This window comes from Streptomyces sp. NPDC006872, assembly GCF_040635845.1.
In the GTDB taxonomy this organism is placed as follows: Bacteria; Actinomycetota; Actinomycetes; order Streptomycetales; family Streptomycetaceae; genus Streptomyces.
Genome location: NZ_JBEYIL010000016.1, coordinates 104,127 through 124,324, shown reverse-complemented (window position 1 = coordinate 124,324; position 20,198 = coordinate 104,127). Strand labels below are relative to the sequence as shown.

Genomic DNA, 20,198 nt, shown 5'->3' with positions numbered 1-20,198 from the left:
AAAGCTGGCTACAGCCACCTCTACACCACCGTCGACGACCACTCCTGTGTCTTGTCCCCGGCGAGATCCACACAGGCGAGAAGAAGGAAACCGTCACCGGGTTCTGGCCCCGCGCCCAGGCCTTCTTCGCTCAGGCCGGATTCACTGCTGAGCGGGTCCTGATTCGCTTGTCGCAGGGTGGGAGAGGTCTATGTCCTTGTTGCGCGGAAGCTCGAGGTAGGGGAACCGCTCGACCGTCGCGCGGATCGGCTTGATGCGTCCGCCGTGGTCGCCCCAGTGGACCACGACCTCGTTGCCGATCGTGGCCTGGTCGATGTCGATCGTGGTCTGCGAGATCATCTCCCGGTAGAAGTAGCTGTACACGGCGGCCGAGGAGATTCCCACGGGCGTGCCGTCCTTCGTGACGAGGTCCGCGTGACCGCCGGCGGGCGACTGCGGCGCGCAGGGAAACTCGATGTACTTGTACTCTTCGCCCTTCCGGAAGTGCGAGGCGAAGGTATCGAGGACGTCCTCGGCGTTCCAGCGCAGGATCACCGTCTTGCGCTTCCGCGCCGCCTTCTCGGCCTCCACCGCGGCCCGGCCGACGAAGTCGTGGTCGAACTTCGCCATCCATGACCAGTTCACTTCACTGGGGGTGCGAAAACGAGCCCGCATATTTGTCGGGTCGATGCTCCCCGACAACCGGTGCGTCAGGCTCAGCGCGAACGGACTCGCAAGGTATACCTCGTCGGCGAAGACGGACGAGAGGAAGTGGAACGACATCTGGGGGAACCCGCCCTCGGTGTGGTTCACCGCGTAGGTTCGCCATCCGAGCCGCGTGATGTCGAACTCCTGCCCGATCCGGTGGATGGCGTCGTAGACCGCCGGTCCGTCTTCGTAGGCGCCGCGGATCTCGTAGGCGAGGCTCCCGGTCATGCCGATCCGTGAAAGCTCGACGTCGAGCTCTGCTTCCACGCCGGCTATCTTCACCTGCCGGATACCGAGGAACGGCAGGTCGCGGACGCTCGCACCCAGCGCCTTCTCGATGACGTCGACAGACCTGGGCCCGGCGATCTGCAGAATGAAGATGTCGCGCCATGACACCTTGACCTCAAGACCGTCCGTGCCGTGTTGGCTCGCGTAGTAGGCCGGCCAGGGCAGAGCGGCGAGCATCCGGAACGAGTCCTCGCTGTCGCGGACGGCCAGACCGTGACTCACGATCAGGCCGCTCTCACCTGTCATCACGAGGTGTTTCGAGGTGCTGACGGGCCAGTTGTGGACATCGTTGATCACGAGCTTGGAAAGGAATGCCTGCGCACCGCGTCCGCTGTACGTGAACTCCATCGGCCCGCTCAGGTTGATGGCCATGTAACAGCCGGTCTTCCATGACATCGACTCCTCTTTCCACCCGTCCCCTTCCCAGACGTTGAGGTAGCCGAGGTCGTTGACGTAGGTACGCACGTCCGGGTATCCGGGTACGGCTCCGATCGGGGGCGGCACAGAGTTGTCCGTCATCTTCGATTGCCTTTCGTCAGTTGGTCAGCGTAGGTGCGGATTCCCCATCCTGATCGCGAGCCGCCTTCGCTTCGTCGAGATGGCAGGAACGGGAAAGGTATTCGACCGCGACGGTCAACTGGGCCAGCGCGACAGCGTCGTCACGAGGCGGATTCGCTCTTCACCCGCGTCGCGTCGCGCAGCTGCTTGGCCGAGGTGCCGTGGGCGCGACGGAACGCCCGCGCGAAATGTGAGGGCGAGGTGAACCCGGCCATTCGTGCGATCTGCGCGATCGCGAGGTCCTGTTGACGCGGATCGGCGAGGAGGTCCCGAGCGACGCGCAGCCGTTCCTCGGCGATGACACGCCCCACTGTCGTACGGCGATCGGCGAACACCCGCGCCAAGTGCCGTTCGCTGAGTCCGACGGCGGCGGCAACGTCGAACACCGCGAGCTTCGGGTCGGCCAGGTTCTGGCGGATGTACTCCCGCGCCGCGGACCAGTGCGCGAACGCCGGCCCGCCGCCGACCAGGAGATCGAGCAGGTTGTCCACGGTCGCGGAGAACGACGCCGCCCAGGCGGTGGTGTCCGCCGGGACCGTGAGTGAGATGCGCAGCAAGCGGTCCGTCTGCGCCGCGATCGCCCTCCGGTCGGACGCGCGTATCACGCGAGGCTCGGAGAATCCGTTCATCCCGCTGCGCTCCGCGAATGCCTGCCGGGGGACGTTGACAACCACTTCGGCGAAGCCGTCCGAACGGCCGTAGGCACACAGCGATCCCGGGTCGTAGACAAGAGCATCGCCCGCGTTCAGCACCTCGATCCGGTTGGGTTGGTACACGAAGGCGCTGCCCCGGACCAGGATCCCGACACTGATGGTGTGCCACGGAGCGGACTTGATCAGCTCCGGTGTGCGTTCCATCAGGTTCGAGTCACCGGACACCTCCGCCACCTCGAACCGGGGGAACCGCGTCCGGCGCACGCTGATCCGTACGTCCTCGGACCCCAACGGGCCGCAGCGGAATATGGGTATGTGGCGTCGGCAGTAGTCCTGCCACAGCACGACCCGCTGCTCGGGGGGCGCCGTGAGCGTGGTGAAGGTCGTCCGAGCTGTCACAGTCATTGTCTCGCCTGCCTCCGCTGCTCGAAATCAGGCGCTGGCGCTGAGCACGGGCTGGGAGTCGGCGGCGAAGTCGTGCACCCACTCAGCGGTGGCCCGAAGTCCGCCGAACGCGTAGAAATGCAGTTTGACGGTGCCATGCACGGCGGGATCGATGCGGTCGGCGAGGGCGCCGACGAATCGGTCGGGGCCTGCGGTGGAGAGCAGGTTCGTCAGGGAGAAGCCGTACTTCTTGGCGATGCCGGCGCTGGAGCCGACCCCGAAGCGACGTGCGTAGGACAGCAGCCGCTTCACCCCGGCCGGGCCTGGTACACCGACGCGGATCGGCAGATCGACACCGCGGGCGCGGACCTCTTCGATCCAGGTGACCGCCGCGTCGATGTCGAACCCGAACTGGGTGATCACGTCTCCTGTCCTGCCCAGATCGGCAAGCGCCGAGGCCTTGGCGGTCAAGGCCTGCCACAGCACATCCTGGGGAATGTCGGGATGACCTTCCGGGTATCCGGTGATACCGATGGTCTGCGGGCCGAAGTCTGTGAGAGGAACGCTGGTGATCAGATCGAGTGCCTCCGCATAGGGGCCCTCTGGCTCGTGCGGGTCGCCGGCGACGACGAAGATGTGTTCGCCTGCTCCGACCGACTCCAACCCCCGCAAGAAGTCCTCCAGTTCCCCTGCGGAACTCAGGCGGCGGGCGGAGATGTGCGGGACCGGTACGAAACGATTTTCCTTGATCGCCCGGACCGCCGCCAATCGAGCTTCGGGGCTCTCGCTGCCGAGGAAGGTCACGTTCACACGTGTGCCCACCGGGAGGTAGGGCCGCGCGGTGTGGAGCGCGTCGATGTCCTTGGCGGTCATCTCGACGGAGAAGTCCTTGAGGATGCTGTTTATGGATTCAGCCATGTCGGATCTCAGTTCGTCTCTCCGGCCGCGCCGATCTCGGCCGCGGTGATGGTGTTGCGCAGGAGGGTGGCGATGGTCATCGGTCCGACACCGCCAGGCACCGGGGTGATCCGGCCGGCGACGTGTACGACCTCTTCGAAGCGGACGTCTCCGCGAAGACCGCTTTCCGTGCGGTGGATGCCGACATCGATGACCACCGCGCCCGGCTTGACATGGGCGGCAGTGATCAGACCGGGCACGCCTGCCGCGGCGACGAGGATGTCGGCACCGGCGGTGGCCGATTTCAGGTCGCGAGTTCGGGAGTGGGCAATCGTCACCGTCGCGCCGCGATGCAGGAGCAGTTCCGCAACCGGGTGCCCGACCAGTTCGGAGCGGCCCACCACAACCGCGTCGGCTCCCTCGATCTGGACCCCGGCCGAATCCAGCAGTTCGATGATCCCGGCGGGAGTACACGGACGAAGGCCCGGCACACCGCGCGCCAGACGTCCCTGGCTGAGCGTGGTCAGACCGTCGATGTCCTTGGCGGCGGGTATCCGCTCGATCAGTGCCGACCGGTCCAGCCCCTCGGGCAGGGGCAACTGCAGGAGGATCCCCGCGACCTGTTGATCCGCGGCCAACTCATCGAGCAGAGCCGCCACGGTCTCCTCGCCGACCTCGGCGGGCAGGTGTCGGTGAAAGTCGACGAACCCCGCCTCGGATGCCGCTCGGCGCTTGTTTCGGACGTACACCTCGCTGGCCGGATCGTCACCGACCAGTACGGTGGCCAGCCCCGGCGCATACCCGTGGGCGGCGATGAACTTGGTCACCTGGTCCTTCGTCTGTGCCCTGCTGGCCTTCGCGAGCTGCTTGCCATCGATGATCGTCGCGGTCATGAGGCGAACACGATCGTCGAATTGCCGCTGCGCAGCACGCGGTCCTCCGCATGCCACGCCACCGCCCTGGACAGCACTTGACGCTCGACATCAGCGCCCCGTCGGACGAGATCGCCCGTGGTGTCGGCATGACTGACCCGCACCACCTGCTGCTCGATGATCGGTCCTTCGTCGAGGTCCTCGGTGACGTAGTGCGCTGTCGCGCCGACCAGCTTGACGCCGCGCTCCTTCGCCTTTCGATAGGGTCCCGCGCCGATGAAGGCCGGCAGGAACGAATGATGGATGTTGATCACCGGTACGCCTACCTGGCTGAGGAAGCCGGGCGACAGGATCTGCATGTAACGCGCCAGGACGACGAAGTCGACGTTCCCGTCCAGCAGCTTCAGGATCTCCCTCTCCGCCTCGGCCTTGTCCACTCCTTGCGACGGCACGTGGAAGAAGGGGACACCGAACGACCGAACGTCCTCCGCCGTCTTCGTGTGATTCGAGATGACCATCGGCAGGGTGACCGGCAACTCGCCACTGCGATGGCGCCACAGCAGGTCCAGCAGGCAGTGATCGCTGGCCGAGGCGAGAATCGCCATGCGCTTCGGCACGGATTGATCGGCAAGGGTCCAGGTGAGTTCGAAATCCTTGAGAGTGTCCGTCAGATCGGCCTCGATACGAGGAATGGCGGCGCTGAGATCCTCGCAGTGGAAAACAACCCGCTGGAAGAACGTGCTGCCGACCGAATTGTCGGAGTACTGGTCGAGGCTGAGGATGTTTCCGTGATGACGCGCGATCAGTGTGGTGATCGCCGCGACGATTCCCGGCTTGTCCGGACCTTGGACGATCAGGCACGCATGATCGAGGTGAGTTTCGTTGTGCACAGGCATGATGTGTCCTTCTCGAAACGCGGCTGGGGTGGAATCAGCCGGCGAAACCGGCTGTCCATGCCGTAGAGGAAAGCCGGCTGCGGCGAGTACGCCGCAAACGGCCTCGACACCCACTCGGGAGACACTTCGGGCTGGAAACCGGAGACCCCGTGGCGTCAGCTGGCGGGCGGCTTCGTGGAGATCGTCGCCCGTATACGCGTCTGCTGGTGCGACGCCACGAAGGGGTTTCCGACTCCGCCGTCAGGGTCGCCCCAGACGATCTCCACCTCGGCGCCGTCCACGGCATCGTCCACGTTGACACGTGCGATCGAAGCCCACCCGCCCACGTTCACCGTGTGCCCGTGCATGGTGGCCAGCCCCACGAGCCGCTCACCGGCCATCACCCGGTCCCAGGTGATCATGGTGGTCGGAATGTCCAGCGCCTTCGCACGGTTGTCGCCGTCCACGAAGGAACTGCCGATCACCCGGGCCGCGTCGTCACTGTCCCAGTTCAGCCAGACCTTCCGGCGCTTCGGGCGCTTCGCCATCTCCTCCAACGCCTCGCGCCCGATGAAGTCGTGGTCGAACTTCACCATGTGCCCGTACCCGATGTCCCACGGGGTCGTGTAGTAGTCCTCGATGTTCTCCGAGCGGAAGCTGCCTGTGATGGGAAGCCAGTTCTCCGTCGTGAAGGCGCTCAGCCACTGCCGGTACGGCTTCATGCCGTCGCCGAAGATCGCGGGGATCGGCAGTGGGGTCCAGCCCGACTCGATCGTTGCGGAAAGGTAGGCTGCCGCACCGCCGCGTAGCAGGCCGAACTCCTCGCCGGCTTCGAGGATTGCCGCCAGGAACTCCGGGCCCTCGGCCGCCGGCCCGAAGAGCTCCAGCCCGGTGGCGTCGTCGCCGGGAACGCCACCCATCGTGTGGTTCAGTGCCCGGACCTTCAGATCGCCGATCGTGAACTCGCCCATGGCGAAGAACTTGATGTGATCAAGCTTTCCACCGTGCGCCTTCTCGAGGATCTTCCAGGCGTTCGGACCCTCCAGTTCGTACCGGTAGTAGCGCTTGGGGACCGGGCCTTCGCCGCTGCGGTCATCGAAGTGGAACGAGACGTCGTACCCCCTGATCTCCGCCTGGTAGCGGAGCCAGTTCGGGGCGATCTCCGATCCCGTGATCACCACTTCGTCGTCGGAGAGGCCGAAGAGGACTCCGTCGCCGATGACGTAGCCGTCCTCATTGACGGCCAGGTACTGCTTGGCCTTGTCGGTTCCGAACGTCGCGAAGCTGTTGACCGCGGTCTCGCTGAGCAGCCGAGTGGTGTCCGGACCGGTGATGTAGAGGTCCGCCATGTGATACGACTGGTCGAAGAGCACCGCCGTCGTCTTCCATGCTCTCTGCTCGTCCTGCAAGTTTGTGTGGACCAGCGGATAGGGGAAGGCACGCAGAGGTGGACAGGGCGTGCTCAGCATCCGAGTCGGGGACCCGGACTGCTCCAGTCGTTCCTGGAGTGTGGTCAACTGCATGTCGTTCTCCCTTGGAAGAGTGCTCTGCTGGTGAGACGCGCTGTCTTTGGTCCGACGGCTGTCACTGCGCTTCGGACCTCGCCGAGGCGCTGCGGAACGAGCCGTAGGCGCCGCGGAAGAACACGAGGGGCTCGTCGGCTTCCGAGGGGGCCTCGATACCGACGACCCGCGCGACGACGATGGTGTGATCGCCCGCGTCGCGTTCGTCCTCGATGCGGCACTCGATCCATGCCATCGCCTCGGCGAGTGCGGGGCCGGTGGGGCGATGCTCGTAGGCGACGCCCGCGAAGCGCGCGGCGTCCCGGGCGGCGAACCTGCTGGTGAGTTCCTGATGGTGCCCGGCCATCACGTTGACGCAGAACGAGCCGGTCTCGCGGATCTTCGGCCACGTCGACGACGTCTTGGCGGGACAGAACAGCACCAGCGGAGGGTCCAGGGAGACCGAGGTGACCGAGTTGGCGGCCATGCCGGTCGGTCCCTCGTCGCTGTGGGCGGTGATCACGGTGACGCCGGTGGGCAGGTTGCCGAACACGCGGCGGAAATGGGTCGGGTCGATCTGAAGCACGTCGGGCATCGTCAGGTCCCCTCTCGCGTTCATTCGGCTTGTTCGGACGACCCGGCGCGGGGTCGGTAACTCGCAGGCGGCATCGTCGCCGCCGTATGCAGTCCTGCGGGGGCGTCGATGAGGTCTCGCACCCGTGCGATCGGGACGACGTCCGTGACCCGGTCGCCGGGGAACGGGCTGATCACCAGGCGCACCACGGGATCACCGTGCAGTTCGACCCGGTCGTAGGCGACCTCGTCGGGGCCGAGGAGTGCGGTGCGGATGGTTCCCGTGAATTCGACCCCCTCCAGGGTCGACAGCTCGGTCGTCTCGACGTAGCCGGCCAACTGACCTGGCTCCACAACGGTCTTGCCGGTGGCCCACGGCATCGGCCGGGAGGCGACCACAGGTTCGACCGTGTGCCGGGATCCCCCGGGGGTCAGGTGCAGGCGGCGCGCGAGCACGCGCAGTGCCCCGCCGAGAACCGGTGACTTGGCCAGCAGTACCTCGTCGCGGATCTGCGGGAACTCCTCGGCCGGCCGGCCGAGCCCGATCATGCCCCCGAGTCCGGCCCATAGTTCGCCGACGTCGACCAGGTCGTCCACCCGCACCTTCCGCAGCGCCCGGACGGACCCGGCGGCCACGGCCGGCAGATGAACCCACCAGACGTCCTGAACCCCGGTCGCGAGGAAGCTCACCCCCCGGGCACGGGCTCGCGCGTCGACTTCCTCGCCCCACTCCTTGGGCGGGTCGAAGGCGTCGGGCTGGATCGTCAGCACGTTCATACCGGCGTCGAAGAGCGCGAACGCGATCTCTCGCAACCCGCCCAGGCCGACCGGCGCCGTCACGATCGCGACCTGGGCGTCGACGGCGTCGGCCAGAGAAGCCGCGTCCGGCACGATGACGAGATCTCCGCACGCTGTGCCGATCACCTCGTCGAGCCGCCGGCCCGCCAACGACGGGTCGGCAGCGCCGACGAGCGTGAAGCCGTCCTCGACAAGGGCGGCCGCGATACGGCTGCCGTGGCGGCCGACACCGACGACGGCGACGCGGGGAGCCATCAGCCCAGCCTCAGCGACGCGACACGGTTCTCGTGCAGCACCGCCTGTGCGAGATCGGCGTCGAAGTGCTTCTGGATGAACTCCTGGTGCTCCTCATGGGTGTGCCAGGGGTAGTCGTCTCCGTAGAGGATGCGATCGGCGCCGTATGTATGGACGGCCAGCGGAATGGCCGCCGGTGTGTTTGTCATAGAGTCGACGTAGAAGCGCGTCTTGAGGTAGTGCTCCACGGAATGTTCGAGCTCGACGGGGAAGTGGTGAGGGTAGCGGGACACGCGGCCCACGACGTACGGCAGCACGCCGCCGAGGTGGTAGTGCACGATCTCGAGGTTGCGACAGCGGTCGAGCAGCCCGCTGAGGATCAGCGACAGCGCGGCGGCACTGCTCTCCCACATCCATCCGGCGGTGGAGTCCAGGATGGGGATGAGACCACGGTCGAACAGCATCGAGTTGCTGGCCGGGTGGAGGAAGATCGGCAGGCCCAGCTCGTCGATCCGCTCGTATATGGGCCATGTCTCCGGGTCGCCCAGCGGCTTTCCCGCGAGGTTCGACAGCATCAGTACCCCGCGCAGGTCGAGCTCGGCCGCCCGGTTCAGCTCCTCGATGGCCGCCGCGGTGTCCTGCATCGGCAGGACGGCCAGGCCGGCGACCCGGTCCGGGTAGCGGCGCTGGGCGCCGGCGAGTTCCTCGTTGAGCAGCGCCGCGATGTCGCGCGCCTCCGCGAGGTCGAACCCGGCGATCTCGGCCACCATGTTCGGGCTCATGACCGCCATGCCGATTCCGGCGGTGTCGAGCGCGGCGATCTGCTCGTCGAGATCGATGAAGTGCGACGCGATCTCGTATCGCCAGGAGCCGGGACTGTCCCCCATTTCGTAGAGGTAGCGTCCGCCGTCGCGCTTCTCGGCGCGCGGATAGTGATCTGCCGGGCGCCCGCTGACCAGGTCGAAATAGGACTGCGGGTACCAGTGAGCCTGATGGTTGACGATCATGAGCGCGTACTGCCTTTCTGCCAGTCGACGGTCTTCACCGGTGCCCGCCCGCCCGGGCCGTCGGTCCGGGCGGTCCGCCCAGTACGAGATGGCGCTCGGCCCATTCCCCTACGACCGCGTCGAGCTGCTCCAGCTGCGAGGTGATGAAGTACAGCCCCCGGGTCGGCACGGACGCGCCGAGCTCGACCAGCAGGGAACGCAGTGTGGTGTCGACTGCCAGCGCATGGTGCGCGGAGCCGCCGGTCATGACCCCGAACGCCGTCACCCCGCTCAGGCCGTCGTTGCCGTAGCGATCCAGGAACGCCTTCAGCAGACCGGTGTAGGTGGCCTTGTAGGTGGGGGAGGCCACGACCAGCAGATCGCTGGCGGCCACGCGCTCCACCAGCGCGTCGAGCCCTTCGTGCTGCCACGCGAACAGATTCTCCGTGTGGTCGCTCAGATCGATCGTGTCGCCAAGGTGCGCGCCCGCCGCGTCCGCGATACGGCGGGCGACGGCGTCGGCGACGGTGCGCGTACGCGACTTCGCCTTCGGATTCCCGACGAGAACCGTCACTTCCATGGCCGGCTCACAGGTTCCGCAGGTTCTCGCGCAGCGTGGTACCGCTGTACGAGGTGCGCACCACGCCGAGCTCCTGCAGCTCGGGCACCAGCTGGTCGACGACCGACGAGATGAACTGCTCGTTGCCGACGTCGTTGGACAGGAGCATGAGGCCGTCGCCACCAACCTCGTCCATCGCCGCGACGATGTTCGAGGCCACCTGCTTGACGTTGCCGACGAGGCCGAGCTCGTCCGAACCGAGCGCGAGCACCGTCAGCCCCTCGCGCAGCGTCATGCCGTCGCGTCCCCACTGCTTGAGCTGGGTCATCATGCTGGTGTGGCCGAGCGCAGAGGCGTCGTCCGGAACCGGCTGGTCGAGGTCGAACTTTGACAGGTCAAGGTCGAAGAACGTCGACCACCAAGCGAGGATCGCCTCGAACTGGGCGTCGGTGAAGCCGCGTTTCGTCGGCGCGGGCTCATCCGTGATGTTCACGAACGCGGCCCAGAAGATCTTCAGCTCGCGCGGGTCGCGTCCGAAGCGACGGGCCCGCGCGTGCATGTCCTCGCGCAGCGCCTTCATCTCCTCGATACCGTTCCCCGTCAGCGCGAAGACGAGGTCCGCGTGCTTGGCGGCGAAGTCGCGGCCCCGGTCCGAGGCGCCGGCCTGTCCGAGCACCGGATACCCCTGGGGCGAGGGGGCCGTGTTGAGCGGTCCGCGGCTTCGGTGGTACTTGCCGACGTAGTTGATCGGCTTGACCTTCGACGGGTCGGTGTACATGCTGGCCGCCTCGTCCCGGACGACAGCCCCCGCTTCCCACGAGCCCCACAGTGCCTTGGCGAGCTCGACGAACTCGTCGGCCCGGTCATAGCGCTCGACGGGGGGCGGCATGCCCTCCATGCCGAAGTTCAGCGCGGCATCGGTCTCGCTCGAGGTCACCATGTTCCAGCCGGCACGGCCGCCGCTGAGCGAGTCGAGTGTGGAGAAGAGCCGGGCGAGCAGGTAGGGCGGGTAGAACGTCGTCGAGGCCGTCCCGATGAGTCCGAGCCGCTCCGTCGACGCGGCCAGGAACGGCAGCAGCTGCAGCGGATCGTGCTTCGGCGAGTAGATCGCGTGGCGCAGATCGCCGTCCATCGAGTTCTTGTACGTGCGTGACACGTTCAGGGAGTCCTCGAGGAACAGGAAGTCGAAGTACCGCGACTCGAGACGCTTGGCGAGGTCGACGAAATAGCGTCCGTCCCACCAGTCGCCGCCGAAGGTGCGGTCGGAATCAGCGCGCCACGCGGGCGGACCGAACTTCGTGAAGTAGCCGAGGTGGAAGCGTGTGTGCGCCATGGACCTTCACTCCTCGCGTAAAGGTGAACGCTAATTAGCGTTCGCGTTTCGCCGCAACGTACAGTGGCCGGAAAGGCGTGTCAACCAGTTCACGCCCACGTAGAATCGGTGTGGTGGGCATGGGATCGCGGGTCAGAGAACCTCAGCAGGAGCGCAGCCGGGAGTCCCTGGAGCGCGTCCTGGACGCCGGGTTCGAGATCCTCGCCGAGGACGGCTGGCACGACTTCACCCTGGCCAGAGTGTGCGAGCGCGCCGGCGTATCCGTGGGGTTGCTCTACCGCCGCTTCCACGGGCGTGAGGAGCTGCTCGCCGCACTGCAGGACCGCTGGCTGAACGCCGTCGACCGGACGCGCGAGGAACTGGCGAGCCGGCCGATCAGCTGGGCCGAGATCGACGCGAGCGAAGCCGTTCGGGTGGCCATCGGCGGGGTCGTCGACAGCTTCCTGCGCCAGGAGCCCGCGACTCACGTACTCGGTCGCCATGGTGCCTTCGACGAGGCCGGCCTCGAGCGTATGGCGAAAATCAGCCAGGACTACGCGACGTGGTACCGCGACGGCCTGATGCACCACGCCGATGTGATCAACCACCCGGATCCAGCACGCGCCATCGACTTCTCGTACCGACTCGTCCTCGACATCGTCATCCGCCGCACCACCCACGGCGACAGCTACGACACCGGTACCACGATCGGTGACTGGGACGCCTTCAGCGCCGAGCTGTGGTCTGTGTGCTGCGCCTACCTCTTCCGGCCCCAGCCCGCCGAGCGCACAGACAACTGATGCGTCTGGCGAGCTGAAATGCCTCCTGTGCCCCCTGTTGTGTCTTTCGTCGGCCTGCGCCCCGTCAAGATCGGGTCGTAGGCGAGGTCGATCTTCGACACTGACCCGATGCGTGGCGGGCTTGCCACGTCGCCGCCGATTCCGTCGGCGCCATGAGCCAGGCACCCCACAAGGCCGGGCACTGGCTTTCCTCAGGTCGGGCCGTGCGGTCGGCCGTCCCAGGCGGCTTCACCCGCGACGACTTCACGATCCCTCTGCTCAGCCGAGTCCGTCGGCTCCGACTTGCACGGCGGACTCGTCGAGCAGGGCGCTGGCGACAGGCTGTGGGCGCCCGTCGAGGTCAAGGACCGGGCTGGCTTCCTTGTACCAGGACTCGATGACGGCGTTGCCCCAGAAGTCGCGGCGGCGGTCGTCGTGGACGTTCCAGCGGTACGTCTCGTGGTCGGGGTCGCCGGTGTAGTAGTCGGAGGTGTAGATCTCGACGCGGTGGCCGTCGGGGTCGCGGAGGTATAGGTAGAAGGCGTTGGAGACGCCGTGCCGTCCCGGCCCGCGTTCGATGTGGTGCTCCTTGCGCAGCGAGCCGAAGATGTCGGCGCAGCGCAGGACTTGGTGCGACTCGTGGGTGGCGACGCCGAGGTGGTGCAGGCGTGGGCCGGCCCCGCCGGTGAAGGCGACGTCGTGGACGGTCTGTTTGCGGTACATCCAGGCGGCGTACAGCTCGTGCTCGTCGCCCTCGATGGTCTCGGAGCAGCCGAAGCCGAGGGACTTGTAGTGGGCGTAGGCGGCCGGGATGTCCGGGGTGCAGATGTTGAAGTGGTCGAGGCGGGCGACCTCTGCTCCGTGGCGCAGGTCGTAGCGCTGGATGAGGCGCTCGGCGCGGTCGATCTCGTGGAAGAACTCGACGGGGAAGCCGAGCGGGTCGACGACGCGGACGGCGTCACCGACGCCGTGGGTGCCTTCGCCTCTCGGGACGCGCCGGATCGGACGGCCGAGTTCGGTGAAGAACTTCTCCGCCTTGTCGACGTCGTCCGGTGTGCGCACGCGGTAGGCGATGTGGTCGAGGGCGGCGAGGTCTCCCCGCCTCAACACCAGGGAGTGGTGGGTGAGTTCGTCGGTGCCGCGCAGGTAGAGGGAGTCGGTGTCCTCGTACTGGACGTGGAAGCCGAGCATGTCGACCCAGAACCAGCGGGCCGCGCCGAGGTCGGTGACGGCGAGCTGGGCGTAGGCGGAGCGGACGACGTCGGGCCCGCGGGTGTCCCGTGTATGGGGGGTGTTCATGAGGCGGCTCCGAAGCGGGGGGTGTGCACCTCGCCGAGGGCGACGTGGACGATCTTCGATTCGGTGTAGAAGTCGATGCTGTGCGCCCCGCCCTCGCGGCCTACCCCGCTGGCCTTGACGCCGCCGAAGGGGGTGCGAAGGTCGCGGACGTTGTGGGAGTTGATCCAGACCATGCCGGATTCGACCGCGTGCGCGATGCGGTGGCCGCGTTTGAGGCTCGAGGTCCAGATGTAGGCGGCGAGACCGAACTGCGTGGCGTTGGCCAGCTCGACGGCCTCGGACTCGTCGTCGAAGGGCGAGACGGCGACGACCGGGCCGAAGATCTCCTCCTGGAAGATACGGGCGTCGCGCTCGACGTCGGCGAAGACCGTGGGCTGAAGGTAGTTGCCGTCGGGCAGGTGGTCGGGGCGGGTGCCGCCGGCGACCAGTCGGGCCTCCTTCTTGCCGATCTCGACGTAGTTCAGTACGCGTGCGTAGTGCTCGGGGTGCACCAGCGCGCCCACCTCGGTCGCCGGGTCGGAGGGGAGGCCGACGCGGACGTTCTCCGCGCGTTCCGCGAGGCGGCGCGTGAACTCCTCGTACAGCGGACGTTCGACGAGCACGCGTGAACCGGCCGTGCAGCGCTCGCCGTTGAGCGAGAACACCCCGAACACCACCGAGTCCAGGGCGGCTTCGAGGTCGGCGTCGGCGAAGACGACGACCGGGGACTTGCCGCCGAGCTCCATGGACGTGGTCTTCAGGTGCTGGGCGGAGGAGCGGATGATGTGGCGGCCCGTGTCGGTCGATCCGGTGAAGGAGATCAGCGGCACGTCCGGGTGGTCGACGATGGCCTGGCCGGCCTCTTCGCCGATGCCGTGCACGATGTTCACCACCCCGGCCGGTACGCCTGCCTCGGTGAAGATCTCCGGCCAGAGGGAGGCCGACAGCGGAGTCCATTCGGCGGGCTTGAGGATCAGGGTGCAGCCGGAGGCAAGGGCGGGGGCCAGCTTCCAGCTTTCCAGCATGAACGGGGTGTTCCAGGGCGTGATCAGCCCGGCGACCCCTACCGGCTGCCGTACGACGTACGAGAACTGCTCCTTGCCCTGTCGGAACGCCTCCTCGCCCAGCGCGACGATGACGTCCGCGAAGTAGCGGAAGTTCTCGGCGGCCCGCAGGGCCTGACCGCGGGCCTGGGTGATCGGCAGCCCGGAGTCGTACGACTCGAAGGCCGCGAGCTGGTCGTGACGCGCTTCGATGGCGTCGGCCATGCGGCAGAGGGTGTTGGCACGGGTCCGGTTGGACAGCCCGGCCCACTCGGGAAATGCGGCGCGGGCCGCCGCCACCGCTCGGTCGACGTCGGCCGCCGCACCGCGTGCGGCCTGTGCGTAGGCCGTGTTGGAGACCGGGTCGCAGACGTCGAAGGTACGGCTGTCGGCGGCGTCGACGAGTTCGCCGCCTATCCAGTGCCGGATGACTGGGGGAAGGTTCTCGGGGGTCACTTGTCGGCTCCGATCTGTACGGTGAGGTCGCCGCCCTCGGTGAGCAGCGCGCGGATCCTCGCCAGGCCTGCGTCGGTCGGTGACACGAGGGGCGGTCGTACGAACTCCGAAGCGATTCGGCCCTGTTGGGCCAGCACCCATTTGACGGGTGCCGGGTTGGTCTCGACGAACAGCAGGTCGACGAGCGGGTGCAGGCGGTAGTGCAGATCGCGGGCCGCTTCGAAGTCGCCCGCCTCCCACAGCTCGTACATCCGTGCCACCGCGCCGGGCGCGAGATTGGCGACGGCCGACACGAACCCGGCACCGCCCAGCGCCAGCAGCGGCAGACACAGCAACTCGATGCCGGACCACACCAGCAGTGAGCGTCCGCAGGCGTGCAGTACGCGGGAGAAGTGCTCGAAGTCCTTCGTCGTCTCCTTGACGCCGACGAAGTTCTCGAAGTCGGTGAACAGCCGCTTCACGGTCTCCGGCGCGATGTCCACCGCCGTGCGTGAGGGCACGTTGTACGCGACGATCGGCAGGTCCGGGAACACCCGGGCCACCGTGGCGTACCACTGATAGAGGGCCTCTTGGGTGGGGCGCGCGTAGTACGGCGTGATGACGAGCGCGGCGTCGGCGCCCAACTCCGCTGCGGCGGCGGTGAGTTCGAGGGTTTCGTCGAGCTTGTGGGATCCGGTGCCGGGCAGGAACGGGACGCGGTCGCCGATCTCCTCGACCGCCGTCCGCATCCCCGCGATCCGCTCGCCGACGCTCTGCGAGCTGGGCTCGCCGGTGGAGCCGCCCAGCGAGATGCCGTGCGAACCGGACTCCAGCTGGAAGCGGATCAGCGCGCGCAGGCTGTCGTGGTCGACGGAGCCGTCCGCGGTGAACGGCGTGACGACCGGGGCGATGGATCCGCGAATGGTGGACGGGTCGCTGCGGAACTTCATACTGGATCTCCTTGCTGAGACTGCTGCTTTCGCCACTGCTCGAACGACTCCAGCCACGAGGGGCCCAGGGGGTAAAGGCCATCGATGGACTGCCCGGCGTGTACCTGTTCGGTGATGAACCGCTCCTGCGACTCCTGCTCCCGGCAGTCGGCGATCAGCTGCTCGGCAAGGTCGGGCGGTATGACGACCACGCCGTCGGCGTCGCCGACGACCAGGTCGCCGGGCTGGACCAGGGCCCCGCCACAGGCGATCGGCACTCCGGTGTCCCAGGGGACGTGGCGGCGGCCGAGGACGGAGGGGTGGGCGCTCGCCGCATACACCGGCAGACCCAGGTCTGCGACGACGGCACTGTCACGAACGGCACCGTCGGTGACGACCCCCGCCGCGCCGCGCTTCGCGGCCCTCAGCGCGAGGATGTCGCCAAGCGTCCCGGCGGTGGGGTCACGCCGGGCGTCCATCACCAGGACGTGACCGGGGCGGATCTCTTCGATCGCCCTCTTCTGGGCGTTCATGCCGGTGCCGTACTGCTTGAACAGGTCCTCGCGCAGCGGCAGATAGCGCAGGGTGTGGGCGACTCCCACCATTGATCCGGTACCGATCGGCCGCACGCCGTCGATCGACATGTGCGGCAGACCGCGCGAGCGCAACTGGGCGCTGAGCGTCGCGACGGCCACCGATCGCAGGCCGTCTCCGATGCGGCTGTCGAGCACGGGCTCGGGGATGTACGCCGCTCCGTAGGCGGCCTCGCGCTCGGCCGGGTCGGTCCTGGGCATGGCGCCGTACGGTGCCAGCTCCTCGCCTGCGGCGACGGGGTTGCTGAGCTGTCCCGTGGACAGTCCGTTGCCGCTGACCTCGACCTCGACCAGGTCGCCGGGCCGGACGACCGAGGCGCCCGCCGGGGTGCCGGTGAGGATCACGTCCCCCGGTTCCAGGGTGACCAGCCGCGACAGGTCGGCGATCAGCTGCCCGAAGGGAAACAGAAGGGTGTCGGTGGTGTCGTCCTGCACCGGCTCGCCGTTCACCCAGGTCCTCAACCGCAGTGCGGTCGGGTCGAGTCGGCGCGCGTCGAGCAGCCGCGGCCCGAGTGGTGTGAAGCCGTCGGCGCCCTTGGAGCGGAGGTTGGAGCCACGGTCGGCGTACCGCAGGTCGTACACGCCCACGTCGTTGGCGGCAGTGACCCAGCGGACGTACGACCATCCGTCCTCCGGCGCCACGTGTTGTGCGCGTGAGCCGATGACGAGCGCGATCTCGCCCTCGAAGCCGAGGAGTTCGCAGCCTGCGGGCCGGACGATCGTGTCCTGGGTGCCCGCCAGCGACGACGGCGGCTTGAGGAAGTAGGAGGGTTGCTTCGGGATGCGGCCGCGCTCTTTTGCCCGGCTGGGGTAGTTGAGGTGGACCGCGATGATCTTTGTGGGCGGGTTTCCGAGCGGGTGCGTCATCAGGCACGCTCCGGGAACGTCTGCGCCTTGCAGATGTCCCACGCCGGCCGGGACAACTGCGCGCGCCCGTGGCCGGCCAGGGGCAGGGACCGGAGGTGGGCGATGAGGCGGGAGTCGGCGCGGTGTTCGAGGTACTCCTTGCCGGTTCGTGTTGCCATGTGCGTCCTTCTGAAAGGGAGTTGAGGGGCAATTGGGCGAGGTGATCGATGCCGCCCGTGGTTTCGGCGACCGATTCGAAGCGGCTGCAGACGTAGGTCAGGACGTCGCCTTCGTGGTGTCCGAGAACGCTGACCCGGCCGACGGCGAGGGTGTGTTCGCCGCCGTCGTACGAGCGCCGGGGCACGCACTCGATCCAGCAAGCGCAATCGGTGACGGGGACACGCTCTCCGGCCACCCAGTGAGGCTCGGATACGCCTTGAACCCCGGCGAACTACCGGGCCGACGGCTCCTGCTGAAGGCCGAGCAAGTCGGCTGCGTCGGCTTGCTCGGCGCACGCGGGAGACGAACTCGGGAGCGTCGACACCCTCACGAGACTCGTATCGCCCCGCTGGAGAAGTTGGTAACCCACTTGCTCAGCGTCCTGTCCTGACAACGCACCTGACCGAAGCGCTTGATGGGCCGTTCGAGGGGAACTGGTACCCCCGGCATGAGCCGGGCGCTCAGTAGACGATGTTGACGAGCCGTTCCTCGGTGTTCGCGAGGAGGCCGGACAGTCCGAGTTCGCGGCCTACACCACTTGTCTTCATGCCGCCCCAGGGCAGGCCGGGGTCCGGGGCTCCCCAGGAATTGACCCACACTGCTCCTACCTTGAGCCCGCGTGCCGCGGACATGGCAGCGTTGATGTCCCGGGTCCAGATCACAGCCGCCAGGCCGTACTCGGTGGCGTTCGCGAGACGGATCGCCTCCTCCGGGTCGTCGAAGGGGATGATGGTTCCGACCGGGCCGAAGATCTCCTGGCGCGCGATGCGGAGTTCGTTGGTCCCGACGAAGAGCGTGGGTTCGACGAAGTAGCCGGCACGCGCCGGTGCCCGTCCACCCGTCACCACTTCCGCACCTTCCGCCAGACCGGACTCGATGTACCCCATGACTCGGTCGCGCTGACCGGCGTTGATGAGGCTGCCCATCGTCGTGGCGGCGTCGAAGGGGTCTCCCAGCCGCTGCCTGCTCGCCTGCTCCGCCAGCGCCGAGGTCACGTCGTCGACGCGGCTACGGTGAACGAGGATCCTGGTTCCGGCCGCACAGGTCTGCCCGCTGTTCGCGAAGACAGACGTGGCGGCCACAGGAGCGAGGGCCTCCACATCGGCGTCGGCGAAGATGATCTGGGGTGACTTTCCCCCCAGCTCCAGCGTCACGGCCTTGAAGCTGTCCGCCGCCGCGCGCGCGATCAGTCGCCCGACCTCCGGCGAACCCGTGAAGGAGAGTTTGTCCACGCCCGGATGTGCGGTCAGCGCGGCTCCCGTGACGTGGCCGGGGCCGTTCACCACGTTGAGCACGCCCGGAGGGAAGCCGGCCGCATCGACGAGTTCGGCCAGCAGCTGCGAAACCAGGGGAGCGTCCTCAGCGGGTTTGAGAACCACGGTGCAGCCCGCGGCGAGGGCGGAGGCGAGCTTCCAACTAGTGATCATGGTCGGGGCGTTCCAGGGCGTTATGGCGCCGACGACGCCGACCGGTACCCGCTCCGTGTAGGAAAGCCTCGGCCGCCCCATGTGGTCCGGCACGGGAATCGTCGCCCCGTGCACCTTGTCGGCCCAGCCCGCGAAGTGACGGAACGTCTTCACAGCGAGATCGACGTCGACCACCAGGGCGTCCAGGTAGGGCTTTCCCACGTCCAGGGCTTCCAGCGCCGCGAAGCGCTCCGCGTGCTGTTCGACGAGATCGGCGAGGCCGTTGAGCAGCCGGCCGCGCTCCAGTCCGGTCAGCCGCGACCACGGACCGGAGTCGAAGGCCTGACGGGCGGCATCGACGGCGCGGTCGACGTCGGAGGCGTCGGCACTCTCCAACGTCGTGATCGTCGACCCGTCTGTCGGGTTCTCGACGTCGAACGTCCCGCCCTTGGCGGGACACCACTCTCCATTGATGAACAGTTCCGTGCGCGGCAGCTCGATGTGCGTCATACCGAAGTCCGCTCCTCGGGGTTCACGGGTTCAACCGGGATCGTCGGTCACTTGAGTATGCCGACCATACCATTTAAAGTGAACGAGCGTGGGTTCGATCACATGCTCTCCGGAGGTGTTCATGACTCTGCAGAACTGGAAGTCGCCGGACGATCTTCCACTGCTGTCTGTCGGAATCAGTCAGCAGACCCAGTACCGTCCTCCGTTCACCGACGACCTCGCCGGACGCACCATCGTGCTGGTGAACCGACAGGGCGCCTCGATCCGGTACCAGTTCGAGACGGCGCATACGCTGTGGCGTTCGGAGTCGGGTACGACCGGCATCCGCTCGTACGACGCGATGCGGGTCCGTGACGGCATCTACCTGGTCGACATGCTCGCCGACGATGTGGCGCTGAAGGGGAACGTCCCGGGACTGCCCGCCGCGGAGACCTGGGCGCTGGACCTGAACTCGGGCCGGGTCACGCTCGTGACGTCGTTCGTGTTCGAACGCAGCGGTGGCGCCCGCTGGGTCAAGAGCGTCGACCGGCACTGGTGGATGGAGGGGCGCGAGACGGCCGGCTGGCATCGGCGCTCCGACGGCATGGTGGGGTCTCGGGTGCTGTGGCGGTACAGCGACACCGATTGCTACGACCACGTGTACCTGAACGCCCACAATTTCGCCTGGCAGTGCGTGTCCGGCATTGAGGCGGGCCTGACCGAACTCGACCGCACCCGAGTCTATGAAGTGGCCGACCGGCTCTACTTCTTCGGCTGGAGCGAGCACGTCCAGCCTGTGGAGTCGATGCTCCTCGTCGACCTGGCGAAGATGCGCACCTACGGCCGGATGTTCGGCTGGGAGGCGCGGACCAGTGAGGTTCTGCACCACCAGTTCGGCGCCCGCGGAACCCTGCTGAACGTCACGACCTACCCGGCGCACGGCGACGAGGCGTGAAGGCCGATGGGCATCACCAGCGGCGGAACAAATTCGGCTCGATCGCCC

At 67.4% G+C, this 20,198-nt stretch carries 20 protein-coding genes and 1 pseudogene; 4 read left to right on the top strand and 17 right to left on the bottom strand.

Features of this window, described 5'->3' with window-relative positions:
* Positions 1–6: 6 nt before the first annotated feature.
* Positions 7–131 (top strand): annotated as a pseudogene (locus tag ABZ725_RS37675) (IS481 family transposase); the annotation flags it as partial.
* A 10-nt stretch (positions 132–141) separates the two neighbouring features.
* Here the strand turns inward: ABZ725_RS37675 and ABZ725_RS37670 are convergent.
* From ABZ725_RS37670 to ABZ725_RS37620, 11 genes are all read right to left on the bottom strand, one after another.
* Positions 142–1,494, bottom strand: coding sequence for an aminomethyl transferase family protein (locus ABZ725_RS37670; protein ID WP_358806906.1), 1,353 nt, complete (start codon positions 1,492–1,494; stop codon positions 142–144).
* A 140-nt stretch (positions 1,495–1,634) separates the two neighbouring features.
* Positions 1,635–2,591: an AraC family transcriptional regulator gene (locus tag ABZ725_RS37665; RefSeq protein ID WP_358806905.1), complete on the bottom strand. Its 957-nt coding sequence runs from the start codon at positions 2,589–2,591 to the stop codon at positions 1,635–1,637.
* 27 nt (positions 2,592–2,618) lie between these two features.
* On the bottom strand, positions 2,619–3,488 hold the full coding sequence (locus ABZ725_RS37660) for a methylenetetrahydrofolate reductase (protein ID WP_358806904.1): 870 nt from the start codon (positions 3,486–3,488) through the stop codon (positions 2,619–2,621).
* Between the two features lie 8 nt (positions 3,489–3,496).
* Positions 3,497–4,360: a bifunctional methylenetetrahydrofolate dehydrogenase/methenyltetrahydrofolate cyclohydrolase FolD gene (gene folD / locus ABZ725_RS37655; protein ID WP_358806903.1), complete on the bottom strand. Its 864-nt coding sequence runs from the start codon at positions 4,358–4,360 to the stop codon at positions 3,497–3,499.
* Positions 4,357–5,235, bottom strand: coding sequence for a formyltetrahydrofolate deformylase (purU, locus tag ABZ725_RS37650; protein WP_358806902.1), 879 nt, complete (start codon positions 5,233–5,235; stop codon positions 4,357–4,359). Before purU ends, folD begins: the two co-directional genes overlap by 4 nt.
* A 155-nt stretch (positions 5,236–5,390) precedes the next feature.
* Positions 5,391–6,737, bottom strand: coding sequence for an aminomethyl transferase family protein (locus tag ABZ725_RS37645; RefSeq protein ID WP_358806901.1), 1,347 nt, complete (start codon positions 6,735–6,737; stop codon positions 5,391–5,393).
* Between the two features lie 61 nt (positions 6,738–6,798).
* Positions 6,799–7,311, bottom strand: a complete 513-nt coding sequence (locus tag ABZ725_RS37640) for a flavin reductase family protein (protein ID WP_358806900.1) — start codon at positions 7,309–7,311, stop codon at positions 6,799–6,801.
* Positions 7,312–7,331: 20 nt separating this feature from the next.
* Positions 7,332–8,342: a hypothetical protein gene (locus ABZ725_RS37635; RefSeq protein WP_358806899.1), complete on the bottom strand. Its 1,011-nt coding sequence runs from the start codon at positions 8,340–8,342 to the stop codon at positions 7,332–7,334.
* A complete protein-coding gene (locus ABZ725_RS37630; protein ID WP_358806898.1) occupies positions 8,342–9,328 on the bottom strand; it encodes an amidohydrolase family protein in 987 nt (328 codons plus the stop codon). Before ABZ725_RS37630 ends, ABZ725_RS37635 begins: the two co-directional genes overlap by 1 nt.
* 34 nt (positions 9,329–9,362) lie before the next feature.
* Positions 9,363–9,887: an NAD(P)H-dependent oxidoreductase gene (locus ABZ725_RS37625; protein WP_358806897.1), complete on the bottom strand. Its 525-nt coding sequence runs from the start codon at positions 9,885–9,887 to the stop codon at positions 9,363–9,365.
* Positions 9,888–9,894: 7 nt separating this feature from the next.
* Positions 9,895–11,199 (bottom strand): NtaA/DmoA family FMN-dependent monooxygenase, encoded by a 1,305-nt coding sequence (locus ABZ725_RS37620; protein WP_358806896.1) that lies wholly within the window; start codon positions 11,197–11,199, stop codon positions 9,895–9,897.
* A 119-nt stretch (positions 11,200–11,318) separates the two neighbouring features.
* Here ABZ725_RS37620 and ABZ725_RS37615 point away from each other — a divergent pair, with 119 nt between their 5' ends.
* Positions 11,319–11,978 carry a TetR/AcrR family transcriptional regulator gene (locus ABZ725_RS37615; RefSeq protein WP_358807038.1) on the top strand — a complete coding sequence of 220 codons (660 nt, stop codon included), beginning with the start codon at positions 11,319–11,321 and terminating at the stop codon, positions 11,976–11,978.
* A 258-nt stretch (positions 11,979–12,236) separates the two neighbouring features.
* Here ABZ725_RS37615 and hpaD read toward each other — a convergent pair whose 3' ends face one another.
* The 5 genes from hpaD to ABZ725_RS37590 are packed head-to-tail and all read right to left on the bottom strand — an operon-like array spanning position 12,237 to position 17,260.
* Positions 12,237–13,256, bottom strand: a complete 1,020-nt coding sequence (hpaD, locus tag ABZ725_RS37610) for a 3,4-dihydroxyphenylacetate 2,3-dioxygenase (protein WP_358806895.1) — start codon at positions 13,254–13,256, stop codon at positions 12,237–12,239.
* Positions 13,253–14,734 (bottom strand): 5-carboxymethyl-2-hydroxymuconate semialdehyde dehydrogenase, encoded by a 1,482-nt coding sequence (hpaE, locus tag ABZ725_RS37605; RefSeq protein ID WP_358806894.1) that lies wholly within the window; start codon positions 14,732–14,734, stop codon positions 13,253–13,255. The genes hpaD and hpaE overlap by 4 nt, the downstream gene beginning before the upstream one ends.
* Positions 14,731–15,663, bottom strand: a complete 933-nt coding sequence (gene dapA, locus ABZ725_RS37600) for a 4-hydroxy-tetrahydrodipicolinate synthase (RefSeq protein ID WP_358806893.1) — start codon at positions 15,661–15,663, stop codon at positions 14,731–14,733. The genes hpaE and dapA overlap by 4 nt, the downstream gene beginning before the upstream one ends.
* Entirely contained in the window at positions 15,660–17,102 is a 1,443-nt protein-coding gene (locus tag ABZ725_RS37595; protein ID WP_358806892.1) for a fumarylacetoacetate hydrolase family protein, read from the bottom strand. Before ABZ725_RS37595 ends, dapA begins: the two co-directional genes overlap by 4 nt.
* On the bottom strand, positions 17,102–17,260 hold the full coding sequence (locus ABZ725_RS37590) for a hypothetical protein (protein WP_358806891.1): 159 nt from the start codon (positions 17,258–17,260) through the stop codon (positions 17,102–17,104). Before ABZ725_RS37590 ends, ABZ725_RS37595 begins: the two co-directional genes overlap by 1 nt.
* 32 nt (positions 17,261–17,292) lie before the next feature.
* Here ABZ725_RS37590 and ABZ725_RS37585 point away from each other — a divergent pair, with 32 nt between their 5' ends.
* Positions 17,293–17,691, top strand: a complete 399-nt coding sequence (locus tag ABZ725_RS37585) for a hypothetical protein (RefSeq protein ID WP_358806890.1) — start codon at positions 17,293–17,295, stop codon at positions 17,689–17,691.
* A gap of 70 nt (positions 17,692–17,761) precedes the next feature.
* On the opposite strand, the gene ABZ725_RS37580 is transcribed toward ABZ725_RS37585, so the two are convergent.
* Positions 17,762–19,216, bottom strand: coding sequence for an aldehyde dehydrogenase family protein (locus ABZ725_RS37580; protein WP_358806889.1), 1,455 nt, complete (start codon positions 19,214–19,216; stop codon positions 17,762–17,764).
* A gap of 121 nt (positions 19,217–19,337) precedes the next feature.
* On the opposite strand from ABZ725_RS37580, the gene ABZ725_RS37575 reads away from it, so the two are divergent.
* Entirely contained in the window at positions 19,338–20,150 is an 813-nt protein-coding gene (locus tag ABZ725_RS37575) for a MoaF C-terminal domain-containing protein (RefSeq protein WP_358806888.1), read from the top strand.
* The last annotated feature ends 48 nt before the right edge of the window (positions 20,151–20,198 follow it).

What these genes read in the sequence shown, in the direction of transcription:
- dapA (WP_358806893.1), bottom strand. Translation starts at nt 15,663, where the DNA reads ATGAAGTTCCGCAGCGACCCGTCCACCATTCGCGGATCCATCGCCCCG.
- ABZ725_RS37625 (WP_358806897.1), bottom strand. Translation starts at nt 9,887, where the DNA reads ATGGAAGTGACGGTTCTCGTCGGGAATCCGAAGGCGAAGTCGCGTACG.
- folD (WP_358806903.1), bottom strand. Translation starts at nt 4,360, where the DNA reads ATGACCGCGACGATCATCGATGGCAAGCAGCTCGCGAAGGCCAGCAGG.
- hpaD (WP_358806895.1), bottom strand. Translation starts at nt 13,256, where the DNA reads ATGAACACCCCCCATACACGGGACACCCGCGGGCCCGACGTCGTCCGC.
- ABZ725_RS37665 (WP_358806905.1), bottom strand. Translation starts at nt 2,591, where the DNA reads ATGACTGTGACAGCTCGGACGACCTTCACCACGCTCACGGCGCCCCCC.
- ABZ725_RS37595 (WP_358806892.1), bottom strand. Translation starts at nt 17,102, where the DNA reads ATGACGCACCCGCTCGGAAACCCGCCCACAAAGATCATCGCGGTCCAC.
- purU (WP_358806902.1), bottom strand. Translation starts at nt 5,235, where the DNA reads ATGCCTGTGCACAACGAAACTCACCTCGATCATGCGTGCCTGATCGTC.
- ABZ725_RS37660 (WP_358806904.1), bottom strand. Translation starts at nt 3,488, where the DNA reads ATGGCTGAATCCATAAACAGCATCCTCAAGGACTTCTCCGTCGAGATG.
- ABZ725_RS37640 (WP_358806900.1), bottom strand. Translation starts at nt 7,311, where the DNA reads ATGCCCGACGTGCTTCAGATCGACCCGACCCATTTCCGCCGCGTGTTC.
- ABZ725_RS37635 (WP_358806899.1), bottom strand. Translation starts at nt 8,342, where the DNA reads ATGGCTCCCCGCGTCGCCGTCGTCGGTGTCGGCCGCCACGGCAGCCGT.
- ABZ725_RS37580 (WP_358806889.1), bottom strand. Translation starts at nt 19,216, where the DNA reads ATGACGCACATCGAGCTGCCGCGCACGGAACTGTTCATCAATGGAGAG.
- ABZ725_RS37575 (WP_358806888.1), top strand. Translation starts at nt 19,338, where the DNA reads ATGACTCTGCAGAACTGGAAGTCGCCGGACGATCTTCCACTGCTGTCT.
- ABZ725_RS37615 (WP_358807038.1), top strand. Translation starts at nt 11,319, where the DNA reads ATGGGATCGCGGGTCAGAGAACCTCAGCAGGAGCGCAGCCGGGAGTCC.
- ABZ725_RS37645 (WP_358806901.1), bottom strand. Translation starts at nt 6,737, where the DNA reads ATGCAGTTGACCACACTCCAGGAACGACTGGAGCAGTCCGGGTCCCCG.
- ABZ725_RS37590 (WP_358806891.1), bottom strand. Translation starts at nt 17,260, where the DNA reads ATGGCAACACGAACCGGCAAGGAGTACCTCGAACACCGCGCCGACTCC.
- ABZ725_RS37670 (WP_358806906.1), bottom strand. Translation starts at nt 1,494, where the DNA reads ATGACGGACAACTCTGTGCCGCCCCCGATCGGAGCCGTACCCGGATAC.
- ABZ725_RS37630 (WP_358806898.1), bottom strand. Translation starts at nt 9,328, where the DNA reads ATGATCGTCAACCATCAGGCTCACTGGTACCCGCAGTCCTATTTCGAC.
- ABZ725_RS37620 (WP_358806896.1), bottom strand. Translation starts at nt 11,199, where the DNA reads ATGGCGCACACACGCTTCCACCTCGGCTACTTCACGAAGTTCGGTCCG.